This window comes from Actinosynnema sp. (genome assembly GCF_052038725.1).
Genome location: NZ_JBQGCX010000611.1, coordinates 1 through 12536, shown reverse-complemented (window position 1 = coordinate 12536; position 12536 = coordinate 1). Strand labels below are relative to the sequence as shown.

The 12536-nt window shown below is 71.9% G+C and carries 8 protein-coding genes; 6 read left to right on the top strand and 2 right to left on the bottom strand.

The window, feature by feature from the left end:
- Together ACTUAL_RS12870 and ACTUAL_RS12865 are read left to right on the top strand one after the other, a co-directional pair.
- The coding region (locus ACTUAL_RS12870) for an AlkA N-terminal domain-containing protein (protein WP_440900396.1) at positions 1 to 1280 on the top strand (1280 nt) is incomplete at its 5' end.
- A gap of 173 nt (positions 1281 to 1453) precedes the next feature.
- A complete protein-coding gene (locus tag ACTUAL_RS12865; protein ID WP_256373719.1) occupies positions 1454 to 1582 on the top strand; it encodes a hypothetical protein in 129 nt (42 codons plus the stop codon).
- Between the two features lie 130 nt (positions 1583 to 1712).
- Here the strand turns inward: ACTUAL_RS12865 and ACTUAL_RS12860 are convergent, their stop codons facing one another.
- Entirely contained in the window at positions 1713 to 2546 is an 834-nt protein-coding gene (locus ACTUAL_RS12860) for an SAM-dependent methyltransferase (protein ID WP_096491383.1), read from the bottom strand.
- A gap of 208 nt (positions 2547 to 2754) precedes the next feature.
- Here ACTUAL_RS12860 and ACTUAL_RS12855 point away from each other — a divergent pair, with 208 nt between their 5' ends.
- The 3 genes from ACTUAL_RS12855 (at position 2755) to ACTUAL_RS12845 (ending at position 4319) form a co-directional block, all read left to right on the top strand.
- Positions 2755 to 3639 (top strand): helix-turn-helix domain-containing protein, encoded by an 885-nt coding sequence (locus ACTUAL_RS12855; RefSeq protein ID WP_096491384.1) that lies wholly within the window; start codon positions 2755 to 2757, stop codon positions 3637 to 3639.
- Between the two features lie 154 nt (positions 3640 to 3793).
- The gene (locus tag ACTUAL_RS12850; RefSeq protein WP_096497574.1) at positions 3794 to 4030 is read left to right on the top strand and encodes a DUF397 domain-containing protein; all 237 of its coding nucleotides are present in this window, start codon (positions 3794 to 3796) and stop codon (positions 4028 to 4030) included.
- Complete coding sequence (locus ACTUAL_RS12845; RefSeq protein WP_096491385.1) at positions 4014 to 4319, top strand: hypothetical protein; 306 nt, start codon at positions 4014 to 4016, stop codon at positions 4317 to 4319. The genes ACTUAL_RS12850 and ACTUAL_RS12845 overlap by 17 nt, the downstream gene beginning before the upstream one ends.
- A gap of 396 nt (positions 4320 to 4715) precedes the next feature.
- Here the strand turns inward: ACTUAL_RS12845 and ACTUAL_RS12840 are convergent, their stop codons facing one another.
- A complete protein-coding gene (locus ACTUAL_RS12840; RefSeq protein WP_440900395.1) occupies positions 4716 to 6107 on the bottom strand; it encodes a lytic murein transglycosylase in 1392 nt (463 codons plus the stop codon).
- A 363-nt stretch (positions 6108 to 6470) separates the two neighbouring features.
- Between ACTUAL_RS12840 and ACTUAL_RS12835 the strand changes: the two genes are divergently transcribed.
- On the top strand, positions 6471 to 12383 hold the full coding sequence (locus ACTUAL_RS12835) for an SdrD B-like domain-containing protein (protein WP_440900394.1): 5913 nt from the start codon (positions 6471 to 6473) through the stop codon (positions 12381 to 12383).
- Positions 12384 to 12536: the final 153 nt, after the last annotated feature.

Below are 12536 nucleotides of genomic sequence, written 5' to 3'. Positions count from 1 at the left end.
TCACCGACCACCCCGCCCCCGCGCCCACCACCCACCTGGTCGACCCCACCTGGGGCCCCAGGTCCGACCCGGTAGCCCGAGCGCGGCGCATGATCGTCGACGGCGTGGTCGACCGGGAGGGCGTGCCGGGCCTCGCCACCCGGCTCGGCTACAGCGTCCGCCAGGTCGAGCGCCGCCTCCTGGCCGAGCTGGGCTCCGGCCCGCTCGCCATCGCCCGCGCCCGCCGCGCCCGCACCGCCCGCCTCCTGGTCGAGACCACCGCCCTCCCCATGACCGAGATCGCCGTGGCGGCCGGCTTCGCGAGCGTGCGCGCGTTCAACGAGACCGTGCGCGAGCTGTTCGGCCGCTCGCCCACCGACCTGCGCGGTGGTCGCCGGCCCCCCGGCGGCGATCCGGGCGCGGTCGTGCTGCGGTTGCCGTTCCTCGGCCCGCTGCACGCGCCGTCGCTGTTCGGGCCGCTGGTCGCGAACGCCGTCCCCGGCGTCGAGGAGTGGCGCGACGGCGCCTACCGCCGCACGCTGCGCCTCCCGCACGGCCACGGCGTGGTCTCGCTGCGCCCGCGCGCCGACCACGTCGAGTGCGACCTGACCCTCACCGACTCCCGCGACCTCCCGGTGGCCATCTCCCGCTGCCGCCGCGCGCTGGACCTCGACGCCGACCCGGCCGAGGTCGACGGCGCCCTCCGTGCGGACCCCGCCCTGCGCCCGCTGGTCGACGCCGCACCGGGCACCAGGGTCCCCGGCGTGGTCGACGGCGCGGAGTGCGCGGTGCGCGCCCTGCTCGGCGAAGGCGCGGGCGCGGGCATGGGCATGGGCGCGGGCGCCAGCACGGCCGCGGGCAAGAGCTCGGGCTGGGCGCACCGGGTGGTGCGCGAGGCGGGCGAGCCCGTCCCGGACCCGGCGGGCGGCGGCCTGACCCACCTGTTCCCGACGCCGCAAGCGCTCCTGGACCTGGACCCGGCCCTGCTGCCCCCGCACGCCCGCGCCCCGCTCACCGCCCTGCTCACCGCGCTGGTGGGCGGCGTCGACCTGGGCGCGGGCGCGGACCGCGCCGAGGCCCGGTCGGCGCTGCGCTGCGCGGGCGAGCGCGTGCTGGACGCCGTCCTCACCCGCTCGCTGGGCGACCCGGACGGCTTCTACCCCGACGACCCCGCCGTGCGCGCCGCCGCGGGCGGGATCGGCCTGCCGGTCACCGCCGCCGCGCTGGCCGACCGCTCCCGCGCGTGGCGCCCGTGGCGCGCCTACGCGGCCCGCTACCTGCTGGGCCGCACCCCGACCTGACCCCCCGAACCCTTGTCCCGCAAGCGAGAACGGCGGTTCGCCCACCCGCTCGAACCGGGCGCTCTATGATCGTCGGGACCGGACTCGGGAAATCGTGGCGGAAATCGGTTTCGCCTGCGCCTGATCTGCCTATCCTCAGCGCGTCCCGAGTCGTCATGGACGGAGATCCCCCGTTGAGCACGGACCAGCTGTTCAGCCACCTTGAGTCGCACGACGCGCACTTCCCGGTGCCCGCCTCCGCCGAGCCGAGCTACGAGGACCTGTTCCACGAGCCGCCCGCGACCGCCGAAGCTTCGTCCTGATCGGACGTTCCCCCGACTCCCGTTGGCGCAGCGGGAAGACCGCCGCCAACGGGAGCCTCGTGCGCCCCGGAACCGTTGCGCCCCAACGGGCGCTCCCCGGCGCCCGGCCGCGCCGCCGGTCCCGGCCGCGTCACCGCTTCCAGCCGACCGCCCCCGCGATGCAGCGCGACACCGGGGCCAGTTCCTTGAGCTGAGGCCCGTCCGGCCACCAGTCGGCGCAGATCACCAGTCCGGGCTCGACCAGCTCCAGCCCGTCGAACAGCCCCAGCAGCTCCGCGCGCGTGGCGAACTTCCCGCTGCCCATGGGGCTGTGCAGGAACGCCTGCTCCATCCGCCGCGCCAACCGGCTCAGCTCCTCGGTCTCCGGGTCGAGGAAGTGGCTCAGCGCCACGAAGGAGCCGGACGGCAGCGCGTCCACGTACTTCGCCATGATCTCCTGCGCCGTCGGCGAGGTCCCGTTGTAGTGGTGCACCGTCCCGAGCTGCAGCAGCGCCACCGGCTTGCTGAAGTCGATGTGCTCGCGCACCACCGGGTCGTCCAGGATCGCCTCGGGGTCGAAGATGTCCGCCGCCGAGAAGTGCGTCTGGTCGTTCTCCTCCAGCAGCGCCCGCCCGTGCGCCAGCACCACCGGGTCGTTGTCCACGTACACCACCCGCGCCTCGGGCTGGAGCCGCTGCACGACCTGGTGGGTGTTCTCCGCCGTGGGCAGCCCCGAACCGCAGTCCAGGTACTGGGTGATCCCGGTCTGGCTGGCCAGGAACCTGGTCGCCCTGATCAGGAACCCCCGGTTGTCCACCGCCAGCGTCGCCGCCTCCGGCGTCACCTGCTGCACCCGGCGCAGCACCTCGCGGTCGATCTCGTAGTTGTCCTTGCCGTTGAGGAAGGCGTCGTAGACCCTGGCGATGCTCGCCTTGGTCGTGTCGATGTGGACCGGGGCGGGGGCGTCCGGCGACAGAGCGGGCATGGCTACCTCGCAGGGTTGTCCGGGAGTAGAACTGCTCGTGCACCTCAGCACAGACGATCATCGAGGGGTATGGGCCCGCACCGCGCGGGGACCGCTGTCGGGAGGGGTTGGGCGGACGTGGGTGTACGTTCAGTGACGATGCGATGTCGGGCCACCGCGGCGCTACCGCCGATCGGGTGCGCGCTCCGGCGAGCGGGGAGGATCGGCGATGGCCACCGGTGAGCCCCGGCTCCCCAGCGGCGAGCGGGACAGCGGCCCCACCGCGCTGAGGATCGTGCTCGGCGCGCAGCTGCGCAGGCTTCGCGAGGCCGCGGAGATCACCCGAGCCCAGGCCGGCTACCAGATCAGGGGTTCCGACTCCAAGATCAGCCGCTTGGAGCTGGGCCGGGTCGGGTTGAAGGAGCGCGACGTCTCCGACCTGCTGACCATGTACGGGATGGTCGACGAGGACGCGCGGCAGAAGTTCCTGGCGATGGTCCGCAGGTCCAACGAGCCGGGGTGGTGGCACCGCTACACCGATCTGATGCCCGACTGGTTCCAGGACTACGTCGGACTGGAGGAGGCGGCGACCCGCATCCTCAGCTACGAGACGCACTTCGTGCCCGGCCTGCTCCAGACCGAGGACTACGCGCGCGCCATCGCCAGCCACGGCAGGCCGGAGCTCGCGGGCCCGGAGGTGCAGCGCCGGGTGACGCTGCGGATGCGCCGCCAGAAGGTGCTCGCCAGGCCCGGCGCGCCCCGGCTGTGGGTGGTGATCGACGAGTCGGTGCTGCACCGGCCGATCGGCGGCAGGCAGGTCCTCGTCGAGCAGTTGGACCACCTCCTGGAAGTGACCAAGCAACCGCTCGTCACCCTCCAGATAGTCCCTTTCCCGCTGAGCGGTTATGCCGCCGAAGGGCCGTTCACGATGCTCCGGTTCGGGGAGCCGGACCTGCCGGACATCGTCTACGTCGAGCACCTCGCGGGCGCGCTCTACCTGGACAAACCCGAGGAGCTGGAGATCTACGGGCGGGTGTTCGACCGGCTCACCGTCGATGCGGAGACGCCTGATCGCAGCAGGCAGCTGCTGGCGAAGGCGCGCGCCGCGCTGTGACCCCCGGCTAGGGGTTTCCGCCATTAGAGGGAGATTCCGCCGCTGCATATGCACGTGCATTTACGGGTGCCCACGCCGCTGCTAGCGTCCGTGCACGGCTCAGATGCACGTGCAGATGCACCGGCTGCGGAGCTTCGGACCGAAGGGGTGGAGCATGGCGAGCAGGGTCCACAACGGCATGTCGGCGGCGTCGCTGCAGGGGGTGGTGTGGCGGAAGAGCGCGCGCAGCGGCGCCCTGGGCAACTGCGTGGAGCTCGCCGACGCCGACGGGGGGATCGCCGTCCGCAACTCGCGCTTCCCCGACGGTCCCGCCCTGGTCTACACCAGGGAGGAGATCGCCGCCTTCGTCGCCGGTGCGAAGGACGGCGAGTTCGATGACCTCCTCGGCTGACCAGGGGGGTCGAACAGCCGGGCAGTTGCGCCAGTTGATCGCGCGGGGGTTCCAGTTCCTGCACCCGCGCGACGCGAGGGGTGAACTGGCGGCTGTCGTCGGCGTCCGGGCCCACCACACGGTGATCGACGTGGTCAGGCTGCACGACGCGGACAACGCGATCGCGATCCGGATGCCCGCCGACGAGTCGAACGTGCTGTTCCCCAGCAGGTTCTCGTGGCGCAGGCGGGGATCGGCGACCGCGGTGCTGGAAGAGCTCCTCGAACTACCGGACGACCGGATGACCTAGGTCGTCCCTCCCCCGGCGAACTGACCTGGGTGAGCGCACGGGTTCGGGCCCCACGCGCCGGGGCCCCGGCCCGCTCCCCGTTCGTCGAGACCGGTGCGGTGGTCGCCGCAGGCGCCCTCGGGGCGCCGCCTGACCGTGCGGCGATCACCGCGCCGCGCCGGAGAGAACGAGGGGTTCCACCGTCCACAGCGGACGTCGATCGTCGGGCTCGGGTTGGTGCGCCAGCACCGCCCGGCGTCACAGGGGGTGACGGCGAGCGAGGTCCGCGCGGGGTTCGGCTTCCCGATGCGCGAGCACGGGCGGCACGACCCCGCCGCGGTCGGTGGGACGCCGGAAAGCGGATGCCCCCTCCCGGAATCCTCGGGAGGGGGCATCCGCGCGTCCGGGGGACGTCCGCTACCCGCGCGCGGACTTCTCCACAGGGCTGTCCACAGGTGTGGAGAGTTCGAACAGGCGTTCGATCGCCGCGACCTGCTCGGCGGTGCACCCGGCCTGGCGCACCTCGTCGGCGGTCGGCGCGACCGGCCGCGACGCCTGCGCGTGCTCCTGGACCAGCACCAGGCACCGGTCCGCCTGCGGCGGTTCCGGCGCGGCGGGCCGCTTGGTCTCGACGGGCGGCGCTCCCGCCTGCTGCGGCGCGGAGTTCGTCGCCTGACCGCCCTGGACCGCCTGGCCCTGGGGGTTCGCGTCCGGCGTTGCCGGGGCCTGCTGGTCGGGCGCGGGGGACCCCGGCGCGGCCGGGTCGGCCGAGGGGGACTCCGCCGAACCCGGCGCGGAGGAATCAGGTGCGGCGGAATCAGGTGCGGAGGAGTCGGCAGCCGAGGAGTCCGGCGCCGAGGGGTCCGCGGCTGCCGACTCGGCCGCCGCGGACTCGGGCGCCGACGACTCCGGGACCGACGACTCCGGGGCGGCCGACGACGATTCCCCTGACGCCCCAGCGCCTTCCGGCTTCCCGCCGTCGGAACCGCCCTCGTCCCCGTCCGCGCCCGGAGGCAGCGCGGGCACCTCCACCGCGCCGTCCGAGTAGGCCCGCATCCAGGTCTCCACCGCCACCACGTAGGTCCGCGAGTGGTTGTACCGGAACACCGCCGCGTCCAGGTCGCTCTGCTTCGACAGGTCCATCCCGCCCGAGCACAGGTACTTCCCGGCCGCGACCGCCGAGTCGTGGATGTTGTGCGGGCTGGACGCCCCGTCGCCGTTGCCGTCCGCCGCGTAGCGCTGCCACGTCGACGGGATGAACTGCATCGGCCCGACCGCGCGGTCCCAGGTCCGGTCCCCGTCGTGCCGCCCGCCGTCGGTGTCCCGGATCGCCGCGAACTCCCCGCCGTCCAGCACCGGCCCGAGGATCCGCGGCGCGGTCTCCCCGCTCGGGTCGGCCCGCCCGCCGCGCGCGTGCCCCGACTCGATCTTCCCGATGCCCGCCAGGTGGTACCAGCGCAGGTTGCACGACCCGGCGAGCGCCTGCTCGGCCTTCCGGTACGCCTCCAGCACGTTCACCGGGATGCCCTTGGCCCCCGCGGTCGCGGGCGGCGCCGGTTCCGCCCCCGCCGCGCGATCGGCCTCCTGGCCCCGCGGCGGGGACTCGGGCGTCGCCGCCGGTGTCAGGCCGTCGGAGTCCTCCACCGCCATCGGCCGGATGCTCCGCTCCGCGAGCGGGGGCGAGGTCGAGGCCGCGGCGAGCGGCGCGGGGTCTGGCAGCGCCGCGTTGGATGATGCCGCGATGGCGCAGAGGACACCGACCATCGCGGTCAGCGCCGGACGCCGGTGGGTCGTCTCACGTGGGTGCACGGGGAATCCCAATACCGTCGTGGGTGGTCAGCGATCTGCGATCCACTAGTAACACGGCTGGTGGGAGGACCAACCGGCGTTCCCCCCATCGAGTTGGTGTTTGTTCGCCGCCTGATCGCTCGGACCGGTTAACTTCCGCCCTTGACCGTGCACCGGTCCCCGGCGCGACGGACAGTGCTGCGGGGTTCACCCTCAGTTCACATCCGCCGGATTCCGGTCCTCGATCACGGAGTTGTGCCGATGCCCGAGATAGGGATGGCGCGCCGCCTCACCGCGGCCATGATTTCCACTGGCCTAGCGCTGGGAGGCACGCTGGTCGCGACGGGGGTCGCCGAAGCGACCGTCGTCACCAACTTCACCCCCGTGTACGAAAAGTCCGTCTACGGCGACTTCGTCCAGGCGGGCAACGGCAACATGGGCTGCCCGACGGGGGCCGACCCGGTCTCGCTCAACAGCCTGAGCTACACCGACTGCGCGCCCGCCCAGGCGGGCACGGCCGCGACCGGCAACAACGGCCGCGAGTCCCACTACATGAAGTACGTGGACGCGGACGGCTCGACCAACGTCGCCACGTACAACTCCTCGATCGCCAAGATCAATATTCCGGCGGGCGCGACCATCGACTACGCCCGGCTGCACTGGGGCGGCCACACCGGCGTCTTCCGCAACGCCACGGACGCCACCGGCAACCGGGGCTGCGCGCCCGGCTACACCAGCGCGGCGAGCACCTTCCCGACCGGCACCCCCGCCACCGCCCAGGTCTCGATGGCCATCGGCGCAGGGACCCCGCTGTCCATCGGCCCCGACCTCTACACCGCCGACGACGCCGCGACGATGGTGCAGAACGAGTCCCAGCAGTACGTGGCGTCGACCGACGTCAGGAGCCTGCTCGGCCCGGCCGTCACCGGCTCCGACGTCAACATCACCGTCGGCAACATCTGGACCCCCCAGGGCTACGGCTGCCTCGCGGGCTGGTCGCTGACCGCCGTCTACGTCCTTCCCAGCCCGACCGGCGGCGCGATCAAGCGCTCCATCCAGATCAAGAACGGCTACGTCAAGCAGCACGCCTCCGAGGGCAACTACACGACCTCGCTGGAGACCCTCGACGGGGCCAGCAAGACGACCGGCAGCCGCCTCGGCGTCACGTCCTTCGGCGGCCCCCAGAACCTGACCTCCGACGCGCTGTCCTACAAGGGCACCGCGCTCACGGAGCCCAGGCTCAACAACTCGACGAACTTCTTCGCGTCCACGGCGACCAACCAGGTCACGCCGTCGGTCGTGAACAACTTCAGCGTCGACGCCAAGGTCGCGGTGCCGACCAACGTCGCGGTGGGCGACCGGAGCGGCGCCGTGGTCGTGGGCAGCGGCAGCGACACGTTCGTGCTCTCCAGCCTCGCCATGTCCGTGCCGACCCCCGGCATCTACATCACCGCGACGCCGAGGACCAACCCGCCGTACTACCAGGGCGACACGGTCATCTACGACGTCGTGGTCGGCACCTCGGACGGCCAGACCCTCACGAACGTCGGGGTCAGCAACAGCGACCAGGCGTTCGGGGACTGCAACAGGCCCAGCACCACGACGTTGAACAGCGGCAGCCCCACGCTCTCGTACTCGTGCACCGTCACGGCGGGGACCACGAACTTCAACAACACCATCCAGGCGACGGGCACCAACGCCTTCCTGGAGCAGGTCTCCGACTCCAAGACGATCACGGCGGCCGTGGGCACCATCGGCCTGTCGCTGACCAAGACCGCCGACAAGGCGGTCTACACCGCGGGCGAGACGATCAACTTCACCGTCACCGCCACGAACACCGGCAGCACGACGCTGACCAACGTCGCGATCACCGACCCGAAGGTCACCGCCTGCGCCAAGAACCAGGCGACCCTCGCGCCGGGCGCGCAGCTGGTCTCCACCTGCTCGGCCACCGCGCCGATCGCCGGTGACCAGAACACCGCGAACGTCACCGCGACCGACGTGCGCGGCAACCCGGTCAACCAGAGCGCCAACGCCAACGCCGTCTCCGAGGGCTCCATCTCCGGCCGGGTCTTCGCCGACCGCGACGACAACGGCGCCTTCGACGCCCTCGGCGGCGACACCAACCTCGTCAACGTCGGGATCACGCTGACCGGCACCGAGACCAACAGCGGCGCCCCGGTCAACCTGAACACGTCCACCGCCCCCGACGGCACCTGGTCCTTCGCGAACCTGAAGGCGGGCAACTACACCGTCACCAAGGACCCGACGCCGGACTACGACCCCGGCAAGCGCACGGCGGGAGCCAACGCCACCGCGCCCCTCAACACCGAGACGTTCACCGTCGCGCTCCCCGGCGGCCAGTCCTCCACGGGCAACCTGTTCGCCGTGATCCCCACGTCGAGCCTGTCCGGCTTCGTCTACGAGGACAGCAACAACAACGGCGTCAAGGACACCGGCGAGAAGGGCATCCAGGGCGTCGCGATCGCGCTGAGCGGCATCGACGACGGCGGCAACCCGGCGAACTGGAACACCGCCACCGACGTCGACGGCGCGTACACCTTCAACGCCCTGCGCCAGGGCAACTACAACCTGTCCGAGACCCAGCCCGAGGGCTGGACCGACGGCAAGGACACCCCCGGCTCGGCGGGCGGCACGCGCGACGCGCCCGACTCGATCGTCAACATCTCGCTCGACCCGCGCGTGGTCGCCATCGACTACCTGTTCGGCGAGTACAAGGGCACGTCGATCGCGGGCAAGGTCGTCGACGACATGGACATGGGCATCGCGGGCGTCAAGCTCACGGTGACCGGCGGCGCCGGTCCGCTGGAGACGACCACCGACGCGGGCGGCGCGTTCAGCTTCACCCTCGCGCCGGGCACCTACACCCTCACCGAGGAGCAGCCGCTCGGCTACGCCCAGGGCACCGACACGGTGGGCACCACCGGCGGCACGCACTCGTCGGAGAACACCTTCAGCAACATCGTGCTGAGGTCCGGCGACGCGGGCACCGGCTACGTCTTCAAGGAGAAGCGCGGCTCGCTGACCGGCTACGTCTACGAGGACAAGAACGGCAACGGCAACAAGGACGCGGCCGAGCCGGGCATCGCGGACGTCAGCGTGAAGTTGACCGGCACGGACGCGATGTCCCGCCCGGTCAACACCACGATGACCACCAACTCGCAGGGCCTCTACACCTTCACGGGCATCGTCGGCGGCACCTACTCGCTGACCGAGACCCAGCCCGAGGGCTACGAGAACGGCGTGGACAGGGCGGGCACGGTGGGCGGCGACTACACGCCGCCGGACACGATCAGCGACATCCCGTTCCCGGCGGGCGCGGACGCGACCGGCTACCTGTTCGGCGAGTACAAGTTCGGCTCGATCTACGGCGAGGTCCTGAACGACAAGGGCAACCCGATCGCCAACGTGAAGATCATGCTGGAGAACGACGAGCGCCAGCCGACCGGTCAGATGACGATGACCGACGAGTTCGGCCAGTTCTTCTTCGAGAACATCGTCCCCGGCACGTACAAGCTGGTCGAGGAGCAGCCCGCGGGCTACGCCGACGGCCCGGACACGGCGGGCACCGGCGGCGGTGACACCTCCGTCGCCGACACCATCGGCCTGATCCCGGTCGGGTCCGGCGACATCCTCACCGGCTACCAGTTCACCGAGAAGCGCGGCTCGCTCGCGGGCTACGTCTACGAGGACACCAACAACAACGGCCTCAAGGACACCGGCGAGAAGGGCATCCAGGGCGCCGAGCTGACCCTGACCGGCACCGACGCGCAGGGCAAGGCCGTCAACCTGACGGCGACCACCGACGTCGCCGGTCTGTACAAGATCGAGTTCATCGTCGGCGGCACGGGCTACACGCTCAGCGAGAAGCAGCCTGCCGGGTACGTCACCGGCAAGAACAAGGTCGGCAGCCAGGGCGGCACGCTCACCGCGCCCGACAAGATCACCGGCATCACCTTCTCCGCGGGCGCCGCGGCGACCGGCTACCTGTTCGGCGAGCTGACGCCCGCCTCGCTGGCCGGTGACGTGGTCAACGAGAAGGGCGAGGGCATCGCGGGCGTGACCGTGGTGCTGACCGGCACCGACGACATGTCGACGACCGTCAACAAGTCCGCGGTCACCACGGCGGGCGGCAAGTACGCGTTCAACTCGCTGCGCCCCGGCACGTACAACGTGACCGAGACGCAGCCGGACGGCTACGGCCAGGGCTCGGCCACCCCCGGCAGCGCGGGTGGCACGGCGGTCACCACCGACGAGATCACCGGCGTGGTGATCACCTCGGAGGCGAAGGCCACCGGGTACCGCTTCAGCGAGAAGCGCGGTTCGCTCTCCGGCGTGGTCTTCGACGACCGCGACAACGACGGCGTGCGCGACGACGGCGAGCCGGGCATCCAGGGCGTGACCCTGACGCTGAAGGGCAACTCGGAGTGGTGCGCGGTCGGCGAGCCCGACGGCACCGACACCGAGACCGACAACGGCACGGGCACCCCGACGCCGGACACGGGCACGGACCCCGGCACGACGGACCCCGGTACCGACCCCGGCACGACCGACCCCGGCACTGACCCCGGCACCACCGACCCCGGTACCACGGATCCCGGTACCGACCCCGGCACCACGGACCCTGGCACCACTGATCCCGGCACCACCGACCCCGGCACCGGCGCGGGCGGCACACCCGACACCGGCGTGGACGCGGGTGGCACCCCGGACACCGGCGGTGGCAGGGTCGACCCGGCCGTCTCGGCGGACGAGGCCGCGCCGACCTGCGCGGTCGAGCTCACCGCCACCACCGACGCGTCCGGCGTGTTCTCCTTCACCGGCCTGGTCGGCGGCACGTACGACCTGATGGAGACCCAGCCCGCCGCGTACGCGGACGGCAAGGACAGCGCGGGCACGGCGGGCGGCACGGTCACCGCGCCCGACGCGATCATGGGCATCGTCCTGGCGGGCGGCGTCGACGCCACCGGTTACCTGTTCGGCGAGCGCGCGGGCGTCATCACCGGCACGGTCTGGGTCGACGCGAACGGCGACGGCACGATCGACAACACCGAGATGGGCCGCATCGCCGGCGCCAAGGTCGACCTGATGGAGGGCGACAGCACCACCCCGCTCGCCAGCGCCACCACCACGGCCGAGGGCACCTACGAGTTCAAGGACGTCCCCGCGGGCGACTACTCGCTGATGCTCACCCTGCCGATGGGCTACGGGGCGACCACGCCGACCACGGTCAAGGTCACCACGACCACGACCAGCGGCACCAACGTCGACTTCGGCGTGCAGAAGGCCGCGATCGGCGACTTCGTCTGGGACGACCTGAACCGCAACGGCCTCCAGGACGCCGGTGAGCCCGGCATCTCCGGGGTCAAGGTCAACCTGCTCGACGCGCAGGGCGAGGTGAAGAGCACCACCACCACGAACGCCAGCGGCAAGTACGTGTTCGGCGACCTCGACGAGGGCGCCTACCGCGTCCAGTTCACCGTGCCGACCGGCCGCACGTTCACCGCCCAGAACGCGGGCGCTCCCGACAAGAGCTCCGCGGTCGACCGCTCGAACGGCCTCAGCGGGCCGATCGTGTTCATGGTGGCCGAGGGCAAGGTCATGCAGAACATGAACATCGACGCCGGTGTCGTCGACCGGATCACGGACCTGGGCGTCACCCTCACGGCGGACAACCCGTCGCCGCAGGTGGGCTCGCAGGTCGTGATCACCAGCAAGGTGGTCAACACCGGGACCGTGCCGGTCAACGGCGCGATCGCGACGATCACCATCCCGCAGGGCCTGACCATCAACAGCGTCGACGGCGGAGCGCCGCAGGCGCAGGGCATGGCGATGGCCAGGGCCGCGCGGGCCGACGAGGGCTGGACCTGCGCGGTGAACGGCCAGCAGGTCGTCTGCACCACGCCGGACGTCATCCAGCCGGGCGGCTCGTCGCTGCCGATCACCATCACCACCACCGCGAACAGCGCGTTCACCACCACGAACGCCACCGCGCTGGTGACGCTGGCGGACGGCACGGGCGACGACAACCCGGCCAACGACGGCGCGACCACCCCGGCCCTGTCGACGGAGACCCCGTCCACGGGCGGCCCCAACACGGGTGGTGGCACGACGCAGCAGCCGATGCCCCCGATGCCGCCGAACGGCATGGGCAACATGCCGCTCGCGTGGACCGGTTCGGAGATCCGACCGGTGCTGATCGGCGGCCTGGCGCTGCTCCTCGCCGGCCTGGGAACCCTGTTCCTCGGCAAGCGCAGGCGCAAGCAGGGCATGTGAGCGCTGACTAGCTGAACCCAGGGGCGGCCCCCCCCCCCCCCCGCGGGGCGGGGCCCCCGCCCCCGTTCGCGCGGGAAGATCGGCCCGAGGTCCGATGCCCGTCCCCGCGAACTCCCGCAGCATTCGGTGCCGTGCTGACCCGCCTGCTCCTGT